This is a genomic window from Candidatus Magnetominusculus xianensis (assembly GCA_001541255.1).
GTDB lineage: Bacteria > Nitrospirota > Thermodesulfovibrionia > Thermodesulfovibrionales > Magnetobacteriaceae > Magnetominusculus > Magnetominusculus xianensis.
In genome coordinates this window covers 1-16,920 of sequence record LNQR01000030.1, presented here as the reverse complement: position 1 = coordinate 16,920, position 16,920 = coordinate 1, and the positions used below count along the sequence as shown (strand labels likewise).

Sequence of the window (16,920 nt, the reverse complement as noted above, 5' to 3'; positions counted from 1 at the left end):
GTCAGGATTTTTTCATTCGTATCATTAAGGGTCTCATAATAGAACAGAATGAGGGCTCTGCCCTCAAACTCCCGGCAGGGAACTTGTCCCCTGCACCCCATCTAACGGGGCTTCGCCCCTTTGAATCGTATTATTATGAGACAGTTAATAAGTTAGTTGAGGCGCAGGAGTCAAACATCGGAGGACTGGGTCAGGCTTTCCATGTACTCTGACCATTCAAACGGCAGGGCGTGCTTTTTTCTTACATTACAGTCCTTGCAGGCAGCCGCTATATTAGACTTAATCGACATCCCACCTTTTGAGACGGGGATTATATGGTCCATGGTCAGCTCCGATGGCGGGATGGCGCTATTGCAGTAGTAACACTTGCCGGTTGAACATTTGTCCTTCCACCACAAGGTCTTACGCAGCAGGCGTGCCTTCTGCTTTTCTCTTTTGGCGAATGCCTCGTTTATCTCGTTAATACAGGCGATTTCACTGTCCGGTGCTGAGTTACCTGCCCTTTTTTGAACTCTCTTCGGCATAGAATTTCTTATATAATATCTCCCACTCCGAACTACCCTCTGTGAGTTTCTTGCTGAAAGACGAGAGCTTTCTCCTCACATCGGCATCAATTTCTTCCCCAGTTTTGATCTCAGCGGCTATGGATTTCTTTATCTCCTTCCGAATTATAGAGTCATCAGCTTTGGTGGTTATCAAATCTTTTCCCTTAAGCGCAATCAGCAGGATATGGGATAAGTGATTGATCTTATCGTCTGAGAGCATCATATGACGATATTTCTTTCCTTAACAAGTCTATGCTTTGTCATGTCGAAAAGGGATTTATAATCAAGCCGCTTTTTTTCGATTTCACCCTCGTATGACCTTAATATCTCGCGTACCTCGTCATTGAGCCTGTCCTCGGCCATCATCTCGTAGAGGATTACCTGCTCCGCCTCTCTAAGCAGCTCCTCGTGTGACACTTTGCTTTCTATAAGGCCGCTTTTAGCAAGGTCGTTAATTATCTTACCCGAAATAAAATGTATCCATGTCTTTGGAACCCTCATGGCTATTTTTCCATGAACGACAGAAGCGCTATATTTCTTGCCCTCTTAACAGCCTCGGTCAGCTCTCTTTGATGCCTTGCACATGTGCCGGTCATCCGGGACGGCAGCTGTTTGCCTCTTTCCGTTATATACGATTTTAGAGTCCTTGTATCTTTGTAGTCTATGAACGGTGTCTTCTCCGCACAAAATCTACAAAACTTCTTTCTCATAAACCTCTTGAACTTCACGTGTTCTGAACCTTTGCCCTTTTGTACCATTAGAATACGCTCCCGAAAATTAGTTTATTAAAACGGCAATTTTCTAAAACGGTTCAAGGTCCGATACCTCGTCAGGGGGTGTGAACTCCCCGCCGCGTCCGCCCTTCGCTGCCGGTTCGCCTCGTCTTGGAAGAAATTTAACCGTCTGGGCCAGGACTTCAAACTTGCTTCTCTTCTGCCCCTCAGTCTCCCACTTCCTTTCTCTCAGCCTTCCTTCTACCAATATACCGCTGCCCTTACTTAAATATTCCCCGCAGTTTTCCGCCTGCTTTCCAAGCACGGTTATGTCCATAAACAATACCTCATCCTTCCACTCATCCCCTTGCTTGGCCCTCGAGTTTACTGCTATGGCGAATGTAGCATAGGCTACACCCTGTGGCGAGTACCTCAGTTCGGGGTCTCGCGTAAGATTACCCATAAAAATAACCTTGTTATACATACTATTCGCCCCTCTTATTATTCCGTAGAGGCTGAAGCAGCGGCGGCTTCCCCAGCCTGCTTTACAGCCTCAGGTGCGGGAACAGCCTCTGGCGCAGAATGCTCAGCGGCCTTCGCTTCGATTGCCTGCAAGGAATTTTGCAACGCTATGATCTCTTTCTTCCGCAGCTTTATTATCATAAACTTGAAGACTGAGTCAAACACCTTGTACAACTCCTCAAGCGGTTTTATCGCCGTTGGTGGTGACTTAAAGACAAAAAACAGGTAGTAGCCCTTTTCATGCTTATTTATCTCATAGGACAGCTTTCTCCTGCCCCACCTTTCATGTTTCAGCACTTCCCCCTGCATCTTCTCTATCAGGTCAGTTATACGCTTTTCAGCCGCGTCTATCCCAGTATCTTCTAACGCCGCATCCAGTATCACTATATTCTCGTAGTAGTTCATCTATACCCCAATACCCTCCTGTCTGTGTATTTTTCCATACCCTTATCGTCAAGTGATATATTTTCTAACATAACCTGACTATAAAAATCAACCATTCCTGAATCCACCATAAAAAAATAAAACGCAGCATTACGGTTTGAGGCATCTGTAATGCTGCAGCGCTGCCAATATATCTTTAAAATAAAAATAATTGTTGATTTTATATATCATAAAATAGTACTATTAGCCGGAGGTTGTCTTATGAAGACTGCTAAAATAATATCAGTAACAAATCAAAAAGGCGGCGTAGGCAAGACCACTACAGCAGTAAACTTGGCCGCAGGGTTAAACAAAAAGGGCAGGAAAACCCTCCTTGTTGATATTGATTCTCAGGGAAACGCCTCTGCTGCCCTGGGTTTGATAATCGAAGACGACACGAGGACTATAAAAGACCTTCTCATGAACCGGCAAGACCCGCGTGATTTTATCACCAAAGTAGACTCTGTAGAGATAATCCCATCGAACAATTCCCTGAAAGATATCGAAGACACCCTGCTTAAGGACAAGGGTTTCGAGACGTTTAATGACTCTGTAGCACCGCTGGCAAATGATTACGAATATATAATAGTAGACTGCCCGCCAAGCGTGAATGTTTTCACTAAAAATGCCCTGAAGGCATCACATGAGATAATTATTCCGGTAGATGTTGGATATTTCTCACTGCTGGGACTAAAGCAGCTCCTTGAGGAAATAGAAAGATTTAAAATGGAATTAAACCCGCAGATGGAGATACTTGGCGTGCTTGCCTGTAAATATGACCGGAGGACATCCCTCTCTGCGCAGATTTATGAGACACTGAAACAGAGTTTTCCCGATAAACTATTTAAAACCTATATTCGCCTGAATATAGACATAGTGCGCGCTCAAATAGCTCAGAAGAGCATATTCGGTTATAATAACAAGGGTACAGCCGCGCAGGATTACAATTCCCTGACAGAGGAGATAATAAATGGCTAGTAAGAAGCAGATAATGGATAAACTGAGCGCATTAAATCCTGCCGTACCGACAAAGACAAGGGTTGCACAGGCATCTGCCGCTGCAGCGGCTGCCGGGCAGGCAACAAAGATTGCTGAAACTGTCGCCGAAACGATCACTCCAGCACCAATTATAGCCCCGATTATAGCCCCGATTATAGCCCCGATTATAGTTGGATCGGCGGAACAACCCATTGGCAGTATTCCAGTTGTCGGCATAGCTCCCCCCGTGTACAGCGATACCGGCCTCTGCACTTTTACTCTTTTTGTTGATAACATGGCAGCCCTGATGAAAGTAAGAGATGAGTTTAATAAAAACTTTATTAATATCAATGCTATGATGATGGACAGTTTTAACAAAACATTGACAATAACCTTCGACACGATGAGACACAACTATGGACAGTTCGTCGAGAGTTTGAAATATTTTATGCCGACAGTGTTTCAAAAAAGAATGTAGGAGCAGACCATGCGGTCGCCCCGGTGTTTGCGGCAACACACCGCTGCCGGGGAGGAAAGTCCGAGCTCCGCATGGGCAGGACGGCTGCTAACGGCAGCCGGGGGCAACCCCAGGGAAAGTGCAACAGAAATCATACCGCCGCACGGTCACGCTGTGAGGTAAGGGTGAAATGGTGAGGTAAGAGCTCACCGCCTCCTGTGGCAACACAGAAGGCAGGTAAACCCCGTCCGGAGAAAGGTTGAATAGGGCTTGCTTTTCGGGCTGCCCGCCCGATTCCTTAGCGTTTAAAGCGAGGCAGGCCGGGTACCAACCGCACAAGGCAGCAGAGCGATCTCTGTCTCAGATGAATGGCCGCGCAACACAGAACTCGGCTTACGGTCTGCTCTTATTTATAACACTGGCAAAGTATGGGGGCAAAGCGCGGGGTTATCATGTCTCTAAGAGCGTTATAACAACCCGCGCTAACAAAAGGGAGAATATTTTCGGAATTTGGGGCGCGTCAGCCCTCGATTCTAAACGCATATTCCTCTATGACGGTATTCACGAGGAGTTTTTCGCACATATCTTGTACTTTTTTCCCGGCCTCTTCAATCGGCATCTTGTCATCAAGGGACAATACAATATATTTGCCCACCCTTACGTCTTTAACGCCCTCGAACCCCAGGTTTTTCAGCCCGCCTGATACGGCCTTCCCCTGAGGGTCTAACACCTCCGATTTCAGTTTGACAAATATCTCTGCCTTCATCGTACTATCATTTCCTCATCCTATCTTTCCTCATCAAGCTCATGTTAATCAAGAATGCTGTCAAGTGCGCTCTGGGCTTGGCTTTCAAGGTCCTTTGTCTGCTTCCTGAGCTTAAACAGTTCATCAGTTATACTTAACGACGCTATCAATGAGGCCTTCAGCGGGTGTATGTTCGGCGAGGACTCAAACACCTCCTGACATTTCCTGTTCAGGTATAAGGCCAGCTCCATTACATATTCGTCCGGACCGTCTCCGCTCAGGATATACTTATGCCCCATTATATAAACTTCTGCGCTGCCCATATGGTTATATCTCTATTGAATCAAGTTCGCCAAGTATGGCGTCTATCTGCTCGGACACTGAGTTTTTATCGTTTGTGATGCTATCGATTTCTGTGTTTTTATTGCTCAACTCCTGCTTAAGAGTATTCGCCTCGTTCTGGCTTTGCGCCAACAGCCCTTCGAGTTCTTCTACACGCTTTTGCAGTGTGTCTTTCTCCTGCTTCAGCGTCTTTGCCTTTTCTATGACTGAGGATATCTTTTCCTCCAGACTTCTTAACTTATCCATTAATACTACCTCCTTGTTTAAATACAGAACACATTCCTTACAATAACAAAAACCCTAATCTTATGTCTACATCATTTGGCAGTCGAATGCAAAATTTACTGCCTCACCGTCGGGATTAGATCCTCTGGTATATTGAAAATATGTCTTTAACACCCGCTTTACATATTTTTCCGTTTCGTCGTATGGAATATCTTCAATAAACTCATCAATAGCCTTGTAATGCCACGCATCAAGCCACTTATACACTATATGCTCCCCTGCGTTGTATGAGGCAAGCGCTGTCGGCACACAGCGCATCTCCCTGACAAGTTGGCTTACGTAGTAGCCCCCGATGAGTATATTTTTTCTTGGATTGAAAATATCGCTGTCGCTGTCTATCTTCTCTTCCACGATGCCAGAATATTTTTGTGCCGTCTGAGGCATCAACTGCATTAAGCCGATAGCCCCTGCCGGTGAATATGCGTCCTCCTGAAAACGGCTCTCCTCTCTTATCACTGATAGTATGAGCAGCGGATTAATGGAAAACCTCCTTGCGGCCTCATCCACCGTTGACTTATAGGCATATGGGTACAGCAGCCGGTGTGTCTTTGACGAGTAGTGGAGATTCCCGGCAAGTAGTACGGAGTGGCGGTACATTGACGCCTCATTAAGCATCACAGCCGCTTGCATCATTACAGTAGAGGGATACTGACTGGCGTGCTTTGCTATGTAGAGGCTCTCAGTCTTTATGGCGTCCTCTATGTTTAGCTCAAGTAAAATGGCAAGCCTTCTCAGTTCGTCATGGTCTCTTGCCACCTTTAGCTCTGCTTGATGGATTAAGGCTGGCTGTCTGGCTGTCTTGTAATATGACAGGAATGCATAGAAGTCATCGCCAGCAGTTAGCTGCTTATACAAGGCAGCGGGGTCTTCATTGTTGTTTTCAAGCGATCTGGCCATCCAGTAAAGGTATTTAGAAGTGCCGTATTTCGTGTGTAATGAGCTGAATATTTTATAAGAATCACTATATTTACCTGTTAAAAAATATGTCCAGCCAATATGCCAGAGTGCCTTTTCAGCTACAAACTGGTTTTCCTTCAGGGAATTGAATACTGACAGAGCCTTGCTGACATTTCCGCTGCGCCGGTAGTACAAGCCATGAATCAGGGTTAATTCGGCGGCATTCTTAGTGTTGGCAGGGTCGAGGGCAGCAAGCTTTTCACGAAACTTATCATACATCCCTGCCCTGTAGAGCGATCGAGCCTCGTAGTAGGTCATGCCGATTTTATTAAAATAGACTGATGCTTCTTTATAGTTTTTTTGTTTAAATAGCGCCATAGCTATGTTTTCAGTGTATTGTTGTTTTAAAGAATCGGGGGCGCGGGAGATATTTGCCCTGAGTTCGTTTTCAGCTTCCTTGTAGCGGAACTTGTTTATCAGGTTTTTTGCCCTTGTTAGTATGGAAGAGGGGCTTAGGGTCTCGGTGTCAATGTATTTTGCCGCCTCTGCTGAACTCTGTCCACCGGTCAAATAAACGCGCGTGAACTCACGCAGAGAGTCTTTTTCCCTGTCGTGCTCGCCAAGCATTTTGGCATATGTCAATCTCAGTGCGTTGTCATCGGGGTTGTCCCTCAGGTATTTTTCAATCAATGTGATCGCCCGTTCTGACTGCGATTTAGTTTCTATTTTGATCTCATATTGGAGGACATTTTTTATGAGCGGCGAGTTGGGGTAGTCGTTCTTTATTTGGGAGAGATCACTCAGCGCCTTTTCCTTGTCTGACAGACCGTCATATGCCTTAGCCCTCCAAAACAGGGCATAGTCGGTCAGTAGATTTTGCTTTTCCATGAACGTGGACAGCTCTTTTACTGATTTTTCATAGTCCTTGTTATTCAGCGCGGTATGCCCTTCTTTTAAATATAAATACAGTTTGTCGGCTGCGTGGGCGTCTTCCACCGGCGCAAAGGCCATCAGCAATAATAATGTTAAAAATCCAATGATTAAGTGTCTCATATGTTTGCCTGCATGATTCCCTTTTGCCTGGCCATATCTAACAGGGTATCGATTGCCCGCCTTCCCTCGCTGCCCGAGATACCCGAATCTGTGGTATAGTCATTAACGTAGAGCTTGATGTGGTTCGTGATAACCTCATCTGAGAGTTCCTGGCTGTAGCGCCTGACGTAGTCCATTGTCTCATTTGTGTTGGCGTAGGCATATGAGATCGACGCCTTTATCGCATTGTCTATCAGTGTGCGCGTATGTGGAGGAATTGTACTCTTTGCAGCAATTACACCTAGTGGAACCGGCAGGCCGGTAGTCTGTTCCCACCATGCACCCAAATCTTCCACTAAATTCAGTCCATAGTCCTTGTACGTAAACCTGCCTTCGTGGATTACCAATCCACAGTCGGCAATCCCATCCCTTATTGCAGGGATTATCTTATCAAACGGCATCACGATTACATTTTCCCTCAAATGACAATCATACAGACTTGCAAGGACATACGCAGTTGTCATTAGCCCGGGAATAGCCAGCCTTTTCCCTCTTAGTTTTGGCAGTCTTTCCTTTGAGACCAAAAGCGGCCCGCAGCCCCAGCCCGCAGCCCCGCCGTTTCTAAGCAGTTCGTAGCCGTCCTTGATATGGCCATATGCCGCCGCCGATACCTTGGTTATGTCCAAACGTCCCTCAAGTGCCATCTGATTTAGGGTCTCTACGTCCTCAATATGCTCAACAAAATCAATCCCACCATCTACCCCGGCTACCCCGGCTACCCCGGCGCAATCTATCTTTTTATGTACAAGGGCATAAAAGATAAACGTGTCGTTGGGGCATGGTGAATATCCCAGTGTATATCTTTTTATCATTTAATCACAAGTTGTAATCAACTGGTAACAAGCGTCACCGGCTGATGCCCCTGCTACCCCGGCGGCCACGTAAAAAGCCTTCCACCAAGTACATGCAGGTGGATGTGAAACACGCTCTGCCCTGCATCTCTGTTACAGTTCATTACCATTCTGAATCCTTTGCCAGCGATATTTCTATCCACTGCTATCTTGTTTGCAGCCTGAAACATGATTCCAATAAGGGCATTGTCTGTGCTGTCGATTTCAAGACTTGTTGAGATGTGTTTTTTTGGTATTACGAGGACATGGACGGGGGCTTGAGGGTTCAAGTCCTCGAAAGCCAGCACAAGGTCATCTTCATAGACAAGCCTCGCTGGTATTTCTTTGTTGGCGATCTTGCAGAATATACAGTCCATGCTGTACCTCCTGATATATATATATAAATATCGAGTTGTCGGCGCATCAGGCCAATGTGACCAACGTATTAAATATACCACAATTCGTGTTGTTTTATACATACCCTAAACCCGATATAGAGAAGCGAGAAAAGTAAAAAGCCCTCGTGCTTAAAGGGCTGCAGATGATATAAAATATCACCTGAAAGGTTAATCAAAAAAGCAGAAGGGCTATATGTGTATGGTAGCACAAACTTTATTTCCGTACAAGCTGGAAACGCCGAGAGAGAAATTAACTGCCCACGGAGGGTTAGTGTGGGATTTACCCTTTAACTGGTATCTCTTCTTCTCTTCCGATAATAACCGGTCTATTGTCGCAGGACTTATTTTGCAAATCTTATCCCTTGTACCACTGTCAATCACGATCTCCTTATGAGTTTCAAGTATCGGGATTACATCTTTGAGTATTGGACTCAGACGTTTGCCGCAGATACAGTCCATTATGTACCATGTCTTTTTCAGCACTGACAATACCTTTTCATCGTAGTCCCTTCTTCTCTTTGATCCAGCCTTACATCTATTACTATAATTATCCTCGCTGATACCGCTATTTTCCTTCCATGCTGACTCACTGGCGTAACATCTGTCATACCCTAACGTTTACCTTTCCTATAGTTTTTTCGTGAGGCAATTCGGCTATTTGCATATCCAGCCAATATTTGATATAATACTAATGATGTAAATACAGTATTTGGGGGATATTAATGTCAGGCCACTCAAAATGGGCACAAATAAAACGAAAAAAGGCGGTTACAGACTCGCGTAAAGGCAAGGTCTTCTCCAGAATTGTTAAAGAGGTCTCCGTTGCCGCAAGAATGGGCGGCTCAGACCCTGAAGGTAATCCACGTCTGCGTACCGCTATTGACAAGGCCAAAGAAGTCAATATGCCGCTTGATAACATCAAAAGGGCTATACAAAAGGGCGCTGGTGAGCTTGGCGGCGCTATGTACGAAGAAATAATCTATGAAGGCTACGGGCCGGGCGGCGTTGCTGTCCTTATCGAGGCCATGACAGACAACAAAAACAGGACCGTTGCAGAGATCAGATACGCCCTGACAAAACACGGCGGAACTCTGGGCGAATCCGGCTGTGTTGCCTGGATGTTCTCCAAAAAAGGCTGTATCTTAATCGATAAAAAAGCCGTATCCGAAGATACCCTCATGACCGAGGCGCTTGAGGCCGGAGTCGATGACCTGAAAAACGACCCCAATGACGACATGTATGAACTAATTACTACCGCTGAGGACATGGCTGCCGTAAAGGCACATTTAGAGAAGGCATCTATTGCCGTCTCCTCGTCAGAGATTACTATGATTCCCGGCAGCTATATTCAAGTCGATGACCCCACAGCACAAAAGATGATGCGAATAATCGACGCCCTCGACGAGCTTGAGGATGTCCAAAATGTCCACGTTAATTTCGATCTGCCCGGCGAGGAGCTGTAATAAGCAAAATGAGGGTATTTCCCATGCGCCGAAACACAACATGCCGCCCTTTTTGTGAGGTGCTTGGTTATCTTTTACTGATTATTGCGTTATTAACCGGCATAACTCCACTCTATGCCGCCCCTGCCACTGCTAAGATGTCCCCCGAAGAGGAGACTTCTGTCTCCATATACAAGCAGGCAAGCCCCTCTGTAGTAAATATTACCACCACTACATTGGTGCAGGACTTCTTCTCCGTCTACCCGCAAAAAGGCTCCGGCTCCGGTACAATTATAACCCCGGAAGGCTATGTTCTCACTAATTATCACGTCATAGAGGATGCCTCCGAGATTGGCGTCACAATGATTGACGGCAAAAAATACACCGCAAAATTCATAGGCGCTGACCAGGACAACGACATCGCAGTGATAAAAATTATCACTGACAAACCTGCTGCCTTTAAGACTATCGAGATGGGCCTCTCCGAATCCCTGCAAGTAGGCCAGCATGTCTATGCCATTGGAAACCCGTTTGGGCTAAACTCAACCATGACAAATGGTATTGTAAGCGCCCTTGGCCGCCCGCTCACAACAAGTTCAGGCAAGGTAATCGACAACGTCATTCAAACAGATGCAGCCATTAACCCCGGCAACTCCGGCGGCCCATTAATCGATACCGGCGGTAAAATTATAGGTATCACAACCGCCATATTCACACCCACTGGCGGCAACGTCGGCATCGGATTTGCCATTCCTATAAGTGTTGCAAGGGCGCTTGTCCCTGATTTGATTAAGCATGGAAAGATCAGAAGGCCGTGGATTGGAATTGTTGGAGTTCCCCTCTGGGAGAAGCTCTCAAAGGCGCTTGGCCTCCCTGTCAGCACAGGGGTACTCGTATCTCAGGTCGTCAAGGACAGCCCCGCCCACAAGGCCGGCATCAAAGGAGGTAACAGACCGGTTGAAATCAGCGGCACGGTTATCTACCTGGGGGGCGATATAATTTTAGAGGCCGCAGGGGTGAAGATTAACTCCCTGCAGGATTTATCTAAGGCGCTCAAGGACAAAAAACCAAATGACATCATTGCAGTAAAACTCATCCGCGGCTCACAGACAATTGTCGTAAACTGTGTCGTGGAGCTGAAATCATAATGACAGACCGGAGGACATAGTCTATGAAAACCTGTGCCGTTGTCCTTGCCGCGGGGCTTGGCAAGAGAATGAAATCAGCAACGCCTAAGGTTGTCCACAATCTGTTAGGCAGACCCGTTGTCACATACCCGGTAGAGGCGGTCAAGGCCGTTACAGGGGTATCGAAAATCGTGCTGGTTATCGGAAGACACTCAGAAGACAAACTCAAGGCCATATTTAAAGACGACCCTGTGGTATCGTTTGCATATCAGGAGAACCTGCTTGGAACGGCGGACGCCCTTAAGTCCGGGCTTGGCTGCCTCAACGGTGAGCAATTTGACTATACAGTAGTCACAACGGCAGATGCACCACTTATTAGAGGTGAAACGCTTCAGGGCCTTATAGACACACACATCAGTGGCGGCAATGCCGTTACGGTGCTCAGTTTTGTATCAAAAAACCCATCGTCTTATGGCAGATTAATACGAAATCCAGACGGCACTCTCAAAGGTATAGTAGAAAATCCTGATGCCACCGAAGAGGAAAGAAAAATAAACGAGGTAAACAGCGGCATCTACGTCTTTAGCCAACACGCCCTGCCACTGTTGGATATGATTCAGGTCAATGCAAAAAAAGGGGAGTTCTACCTTACTGACATCGTCTCAGTCGCGGCTGAACATGGGCTGAGAGTCGATGCACAAAAGATGCTGGATGAGGACGAGTTCATAGGGATAAACTCACGGGCTGAACTTCTGCAGGCCCTAAACGCCCTGAAGCGCCGCATTAACCGGCACTGGATGGACGAAGGAGTTACTCTGATGGATGAAAACACGACACTCATCTCATCAAGTGTGTCAATAGGACGCGATACGATTATATATCCAAACGTGATATTAGAGGGAAAGACCATAATCGGCGAGGGCTGCGTCATTTATCCAAATGTAAGAATAGTGGATTCCATTATTGAGCGTGATGTTGTGGTGAAGGACTCAACTCTGATAGAGGACTCAAAGATTGACTCCGGGGCGGCGGTCGGGCCGTTTGCCCACCTAAGGCCGGGCGCTGTGATAGGGAAAAAGGCAAAGGTCGGGAATTTCGTTGAGATAAAAAAATCCACGCTTGGCAATAACACAAAGGCATCACACCTGTCTTACATAGGGGATGCCGCAGTTGGTGATAACGTAAATATTGGCGCCGGTACAATTACATGCAACTACGACGGCGTAAATAAGTTTAAGACGGTGATAGAAGACGGCGTATTCATAGGGAGCGATTCACAGTTGGTTGCCCCTGTAACAGTAGGTAAGGGTGCATTCGTAGGGGCAGGGTCAACCATAACACATGATGTCCCGGCTGATGCCCTTGCGATAAGCCGCGTAAGGCAGCGCACAATTATAGACTGGGTTAAGGCGAAGTTTAAAAAATAAGCAAGAATAACATGAGGGCATAAACTATGTGTGGAATAATAGGATACGCAGGGAAAAATAATTCAATAGGGATAACCATCGAAGGACTAAAGAAACTCGAATACAGGGGGTATGACTCTGCTGGTGTGGCGTTTATAAGAGGAGACAACGGCCTGATGGACATAGTCCGCGCTAAAGGCAAGATTAGCGAACTGATAAACAGGCCCACCCTAAATGGCGTAATGAGCAGCGTTGCAATAGGACATACGCGGTGGGCAACCCACGGCAGCCCCTCGGAAATCAACGCCCACCCACACAGAGTGGACGATATAGCCATAGTACACAACGGTATAATAGAAAATTATATCGAACTCAAGAGAGAGCTGTTAAAAGAAGGGGCAGTCTTTAAGTCCGAAACAGATACCGAGGTCATGTGCCACCTGATAGCGTCGTTTTACAGGAAGGGGCGCTCGTTTGAGGACTCAGTGCTGGAGGCGATAAAACTCCTTCACGGCTCATACGCAGTAAACGTGATATGTGAAAAAGACCCGGGAAAGATTATATGCGCCAAAAAGGACAGCCCGCTTGTCATAGGGCTTGGTGACGGGGAATATTTCTGCGCCTCCGATGTGCCAGCCTTTTTGAGTCACACACGCGATGTCATATTTATGGAAGATAGAGAGATGGCGGTTATCACAAGGGAAGGCGTAATCATCAGGGACTCAGAAGGGGCGATAGTTCACAGAGACCCGACAAAGATAACCTGGAGCCCATCAATGGCAGAAAAGGGCGGCTACAGGCATTTCATGCTTAAGGAGATATTCGAACAACCACGCGCCATTGCAGACACCATAACAGGCAGGGCAAATCTCAGTACCGGAACTGTTAATTTGTACGAATTCGGACTTGATAAAGAGATAATAAGCAGTACGAGAAAAATATTTATAGTCGCCTGCGGCACGTCATGGCACGCAGCCCTGTGCGGCAAATATATGATAGAGGAATTGGCAGGGATACCTGTGGAGATAGACATCGCCTCAGAGTTTCGCTACAGGAGTCCGATAATAGGGAAAGATGATTTATTTATCGCTATTACGCAGTCAGGTGAGACGGCAGACACGCTGGCAGCCCTCAAAGAGGCAAAAAGACACGGTGCGAAGACTATGACCATCTGCAACGTAGTAGGCAGCACTGCCTCGCGTGAGTCTGATTACGTGTTCTACACACATTCGGGGCCTGAAATCGGTGTGGCCTCAACGAAGGCATTTTTAACACAGCTTGTGTCTCTTTATCTGCTATCTATCGCTCTGGGAAGTAAAGGCTCCTCAAAAACACTGGCAATTGATGCGATAAATGAGCTGCTTCACATTCCCACCCTCCTTGAGTCTGTGCTGATAGCCGAGGCGGAGATAGAAAAACTTGCACGCCAGTTGTCCAAATCCAGTGGGTTTTTATTCTTAGGCAGGGGGATCCTCTTTCCTATCGCCCTCGAGGGGGCGTTAAAACTAAAGGAAATCTCCTACATACACGCCGAGGGCTACCCGGCCGGTGAGATGAAGCACGGCCCGATTGCCTTGATAGACGAGGGGCTGCCGGTTGTCATACTCCTGTCGAAGGAGACGCTGTATGAAAAGGTCATATCGAATATCCAGGAGGTTAAGTCAAGGGGCGGCAAAACAGTGGTTATCTCAAACGAGGATGACGACGGGGTCAGGGAGTTGTCAGACCACTTTATATTAGTGCCGCGTGCAAATAAATTTCTGGACGCGATTGTAATGACCCTGCCGCTGCAACTCCTTGCATACCATATAGCGGTAATCAGGGGCTGCGACGTTGACCAGCCGAGGAATCTTGCGAAAAGTGTAACGGTGGAATAAAAATATACCTAAAATACAGAGGAATTTGTTATTATAGGAGTTAGGGAAATGTCTGAGAATCTCTCGTTAGACAAGTTGAGTGAGCAGCAGGAGGCAGCCATAGAATATATGGAGGGCCCGGTGCTTGTTCTGGCGGGGGCAGGGTGCGGCAAGACTCAGCTCATAACCCACAAATACGCCCGCCTTTACAACAAAGACAGGGAAAAGTACAGCACAATGCTTGCAGTAGCGCTTACAAACAAGGCGGCCGACGAGATGAGAGACAGGATTGCCTATGCAATAGGCAGCGACCCCTCAAACAATCTCAAGGGCATGTGGGTAGGGACTTTTTACTCGCAGTGCAACCGCATACTGTTAAAGGAGAAGGCCGCCATTGGGATTACAGGCGATTATGTGATATACGACAGCGAGGACCAGTGCAGGCTGATTCGTCATATTCTCAACGACATGAAGCTCTATGAAGCTCTTTATAAGGGTGTCGCTAGTAAAATAAGTTACTTCAAATCCTCACTTTTGACCCCCGATGAGCTGTTCAGCACGTATAACAATTTCGATTTCGATGAAAAACTCCTCAAGGTCTATGTCCGCTATCAGGACGAGATGAGAAGGACAAATGCCCTGGACTATGACGATTTAATCTCATATACGATAAGATTGTTTGAAGAAAATCCTGATATATTAAACAAGTATCGGGAGATATTTTCCTACATATTAGTTGATGAATTTCAGGATACAAGCTATGCCCAGTACCAGTTTCTTAAACTCCTTGCCACTAACAATATTCTCGTAGCAGGTGATGATGACCAGACTATTTATAAGTCCCGTGATTTTGAATCGGAAAATATACTGGCAAAGTTTGAGGCAGATTTTGACAATGCCAGGCTCATGAGGCTTGAGCAGTCCTTCAGATGTACGCAAAACATACTAAAAGTCTCAGGCAGTGTTATATCGAAAAACACTTACAGGAAACAGAAAATCCTTTGGACAGACAAACAGTCAGGGGAGAAGGTCTGTCACTACTGGTTCATGGCCGAAGAGGATGAGGCGAAGTATATAGCAAAAAACATAAAAGACCTGTATCTGAAAGGGAACTATGCCTATAGCGACATAGCAATACTCTATAGGGTGAACCTCCAGTCGCGTGTAATAGAAGAAGCGTTGAAAAACGAGAGAATACCGTTTAAGGTAATCGGCAGTTCGATGATTTACCACAAAAGGGAGACAAAGGACTTAATCTCATACTTAAGGCTGATGTGGAACAAGGACGATAACGTCAGCATTCGCTGGATAATCAACCAACCCAACAGGGGCATTACGGTCAATACGCTGAACAAGATAGAAAACGAGGCAAAAAAAGAGGGCATAAGCATCTACAAGGCCATAGTAAAGCTCTGTGCCGCAAAGGGATTATCCACTTCTGTAAAGGAGAAACTCAACAACTTTATAGCACTGCTTGACCTGCTTTCGGAAAATAAGTCAATTACCCTTTCTGAGGCGATAAAATTAGTAGGCACTCATACAAGCTACATTGAGGCACTTGATGAAAACGCCTTAAACGACATATCAGAGATAATGTTCCGGTCAGGAAATCTGCCACTAGGCGAGTTCCTCTCAGACGTATCTCTAACAACTACCAACGACGATGTCAGGGGCATGAGTTGTGTGTCTCTGATGACGCTGTATAACGTTAAGGGTATGGAGTTTCCTGTGGTGTTTATAAGCGGTCTTGAAGACGGTCTTATACCATATTTTAAGGCCACAGAGACCAGTGAAGAGCTGGATGAGGAGAGAAGGCTTTTTTATCTTGGGATGACGCGTGCTAGGGACATATTATTTATGACAGGGGCGAAGAAGCGGCGCTTATATGCGAAGTTTCAGAATCAGGAGCCATCCCGATTCCTGAAGGACATACCCAAGGACTGCTGCCTGTGGATAGAGAAAAACGCGATACCGGCAAATGTGGCATCAAAGGCACAGCCGCAGCCACAGCAGCCGGTCGAATTCCCATATAACACCGGCTGCCGCGTAAAACACCCGAAATGGGGAGTAGGGGTTATCAGAGATTGTTACGGCGAGAAAAACGACATCAAGGTAACGGTAAATTTCCCCAACGTAGGCGTAAAGCGCCTCGCGCTGAAATATGCGAATCTGGAAAAAATATAAAGGGGTATAACCTATGGCAGCAAAGATAACAGAAAAAGATGTAACGCACATAGCCGCGCTCTCCCGCCTGAAGTTAAGCGCTGATGAAACCATGATGCTTGGCAGGCAGTTAAACGATATATTGTTATATATAGAGAAACTCAACGAATTGGACACCAAAGATATTGAGCCGACATCGCACATCCTTCCGCTGAAAAATGTCTATCGTGAAGACCGCACGGAAACACCGCTCGAAAGAGACGCCGCCCTCTCAAACGCCCCTGACAAGAATGAACGTTTCTATAAAGTAGCCAAAATAATTGAATGATGCAACACAATTTGGATGTGTCCCCAATAGCCCCTCTCTAAAATCTCGATACCACCCTCATTGCCGCGAATTATTCCGCAAGGCAATTTCTATGCCGGACAGTATTGTATGTGTCCCCAATAGCCCAAGTAATTTACTACGAGCCTGTAGTAGACAAGGCAATACTTAAAAAAAGCAATGGGCAGGGGGCTGTTTTGGCCCTCTGCCCATTAACACCTCATCTCAAATCATCGTTTACTATCCTCATGAGACATCCCATGAGTTTAGGAGGCTGTACCGCTTTACTGCAAACTCGTCATCGTGTTGACAATGCACGTATACACACTAGCCTGTGCCTGGCAGTTAATAACCCAGTCGTCTTTGTCAGGGGC

21 protein-coding genes and 1 other RNA gene are annotated in these 16,920 nt (G+C 46.4%); 9 read left to right on the top strand and 13 right to left on the bottom strand.

Annotated features, from left to right (window positions below):
* Positions 1–170: 170 nt before the first annotated feature.
* The 6 genes from ASN18_RS04015 to rpsF are packed head-to-tail and all read right to left on the bottom strand — an operon-like array spanning position 171 to position 2,185.
* Positions 171–524, bottom strand: coding sequence for an HNH endonuclease (locus tag ASN18_RS04015; protein WP_085051325.1), 354 nt, complete (start codon positions 522–524; stop codon positions 171–173).
* Positions 493–768, bottom strand: coding sequence for a DUF507 family protein (locus ASN18_RS17760; RefSeq protein ID WP_085051324.1), 276 nt, complete (start codon positions 766–768; stop codon positions 493–495). The genes ASN18_RS04015 and ASN18_RS17760 overlap by 32 nt, the downstream gene beginning before the upstream one ends.
* Complete coding sequence (locus tag ASN18_RS17755; protein WP_085051323.1) at positions 765–1,046, bottom strand: DUF507 family protein; 282 nt, start codon at positions 1,044–1,046, stop codon at positions 765–767. The genes ASN18_RS17760 and ASN18_RS17755 overlap by 4 nt, the downstream gene beginning before the upstream one ends.
* Before the next feature lie 2 nt (positions 1,047–1,048).
* The gene (gene rpsR / locus ASN18_RS04000) at positions 1,049–1,303 is read right to left on the bottom strand and encodes a 30S ribosomal protein S18 (protein ID WP_085051322.1); all 255 of its coding nucleotides are present in this window, start codon (positions 1,301–1,303) and stop codon (positions 1,049–1,051) included.
* A gap of 43 nt (positions 1,304–1,346) precedes the next feature.
* Positions 1,347–1,742, bottom strand: a complete 396-nt coding sequence (locus tag ASN18_RS03995; protein ID WP_085051321.1) for a single-stranded DNA-binding protein — start codon at positions 1,740–1,742, stop codon at positions 1,347–1,349.
* Positions 1,743–1,759: 17 nt separating this feature from the next.
* On the bottom strand, positions 1,760–2,185 hold the full coding sequence (gene rpsF / locus ASN18_RS03990; RefSeq protein WP_085051320.1) for a 30S ribosomal protein S6: 426 nt from the start codon (positions 2,183–2,185) through the stop codon (positions 1,760–1,762).
* A 240-nt stretch (positions 2,186–2,425) separates the two neighbouring features.
* Between rpsF and ASN18_RS03985 the strand changes: the two genes are divergently transcribed.
* The 3 genes from ASN18_RS03985 to rnpB all read left to right on the top strand — a co-directional run bounded on the left by ASN18_RS03985 (position 2,426) and on the right by rnpB (position 4,049).
* Entirely contained in the window at positions 2,426–3,181 is a 756-nt protein-coding gene (locus ASN18_RS03985) for a ParA family protein (protein ID WP_236861494.1), read from the top strand.
* The gene (locus ASN18_RS03980) at positions 3,174–3,659 is read left to right on the top strand and encodes a hypothetical protein (RefSeq protein ID WP_085051318.1); all 486 of its coding nucleotides are present in this window, start codon (positions 3,174–3,176) and stop codon (positions 3,657–3,659) included. Before ASN18_RS03985 ends, ASN18_RS03980 begins: the two co-directional genes overlap by 8 nt.
* Positions 3,659–4,049: RNase P RNA component class A (gene rnpB, locus ASN18_RS03975), an RNA gene on the top strand. The genes ASN18_RS03980 and rnpB overlap by 1 nt, the downstream gene beginning before the upstream one ends.
* 109 nt (positions 4,050–4,158) lie before the next feature.
* Here rnpB and purS read toward each other — a convergent pair.
* The 7 genes from purS to ASN18_RS03940 form a co-directional block, all read right to left on the bottom strand.
* Complete coding sequence (gene purS / locus ASN18_RS03970) at positions 4,159–4,404, bottom strand: phosphoribosylformylglycinamidine synthase subunit PurS (protein ID WP_085051317.1); 246 nt, start codon at positions 4,402–4,404, stop codon at positions 4,159–4,161.
* Between the two features lie 44 nt (positions 4,405–4,448).
* Positions 4,449–4,706 carry a cell division protein ZapA gene (locus tag ASN18_RS03965; protein WP_085051316.1) on the bottom strand — a complete coding sequence of 86 codons (258 nt, stop codon included), beginning with the start codon at positions 4,704–4,706 and terminating at the stop codon, positions 4,449–4,451.
* A gap of 4 nt (positions 4,707–4,710) precedes the next feature.
* Positions 4,711–4,971 carry a hypothetical protein gene (locus tag ASN18_RS03960; protein ID WP_085051315.1) on the bottom strand — a complete coding sequence of 87 codons (261 nt, stop codon included), beginning with the start codon at positions 4,969–4,971 and terminating at the stop codon, positions 4,711–4,713.
* A 66-nt stretch (positions 4,972–5,037) separates the two neighbouring features.
* Complete coding sequence (locus ASN18_RS03955) at positions 5,038–6,960, bottom strand: transglycosylase SLT domain-containing protein (RefSeq protein WP_085051314.1); 1,923 nt, start codon at positions 6,958–6,960, stop codon at positions 5,038–5,040.
* Positions 6,957–7,811: a 1,4-dihydroxy-6-naphtoate synthase gene (locus ASN18_RS03950; protein ID WP_085051313.1), complete on the bottom strand. Its 855-nt coding sequence runs from the start codon at positions 7,809–7,811 to the stop codon at positions 6,957–6,959. Before ASN18_RS03950 ends, ASN18_RS03955 begins: the two co-directional genes overlap by 4 nt.
* A 53-nt stretch (positions 7,812–7,864) precedes the next feature.
* Positions 7,865–8,206 (bottom strand): histidine triad nucleotide-binding protein, encoded by a 342-nt coding sequence (locus tag ASN18_RS03945; RefSeq protein WP_085051312.1) that lies wholly within the window; start codon positions 8,204–8,206, stop codon positions 7,865–7,867.
* Positions 8,207–8,416: 210 nt separating this feature from the next.
* Entirely contained in the window at positions 8,417–8,710 is a 294-nt protein-coding gene (locus tag ASN18_RS03940; RefSeq protein WP_085051311.1) for a hypothetical protein, read from the bottom strand.
* A 239-nt stretch (positions 8,711–8,949) separates the two neighbouring features.
* On the opposite strand from ASN18_RS03940, the gene ASN18_RS03935 reads away from it, so the two are divergent.
* From ASN18_RS03935 to gatC, 6 genes are read left to right on the top strand one after another with little or no spacing between them, the layout of a single operon-like run.
* The gene (locus ASN18_RS03935) at positions 8,950–9,690 is read left to right on the top strand and encodes a YebC/PmpR family DNA-binding transcriptional regulator (protein ID WP_085051310.1); all 741 of its coding nucleotides are present in this window, start codon (positions 8,950–8,952) and stop codon (positions 9,688–9,690) included.
* Positions 9,691–9,713: 23 nt separating this feature from the next.
* Positions 9,714–10,817: a S1C family serine protease gene (locus ASN18_RS03930; protein ID WP_236861493.1), complete on the top strand. Its 1,104-nt coding sequence runs from the start codon at positions 9,714–9,716 to the stop codon at positions 10,815–10,817.
* Positions 10,818–10,840: 23 nt separating this feature from the next.
* On the top strand, positions 10,841–12,223 hold the full coding sequence (glmU, locus tag ASN18_RS03925) for a bifunctional UDP-N-acetylglucosamine diphosphorylase/glucosamine-1-phosphate N-acetyltransferase GlmU (protein ID WP_085051308.1): 1,383 nt from the start codon (positions 10,841–10,843) through the stop codon (positions 12,221–12,223).
* A gap of 26 nt (positions 12,224–12,249) precedes the next feature.
* Positions 12,250–14,079, top strand: coding sequence for a glutamine--fructose-6-phosphate transaminase (isomerizing) (glmS, locus tag ASN18_RS03920; RefSeq protein WP_085051307.1), 1,830 nt, complete (start codon positions 12,250–12,252; stop codon positions 14,077–14,079).
* 48 nt (positions 14,080–14,127) lie between these two features.
* Complete coding sequence (locus tag ASN18_RS03915) at positions 14,128–16,242, top strand: DUF3553 domain-containing protein (RefSeq protein ID WP_085051306.1); 2,115 nt, start codon at positions 14,128–14,130, stop codon at positions 16,240–16,242.
* Between the two features lie 13 nt (positions 16,243–16,255).
* Complete coding sequence (gatC, locus tag ASN18_RS03910; RefSeq protein ID WP_085051305.1) at positions 16,256–16,549, top strand: Asp-tRNA(Asn)/Glu-tRNA(Gln) amidotransferase subunit GatC; 294 nt, start codon at positions 16,256–16,258, stop codon at positions 16,547–16,549.
* The last annotated feature ends 371 nt before the right edge of the window (positions 16,550–16,920 follow it).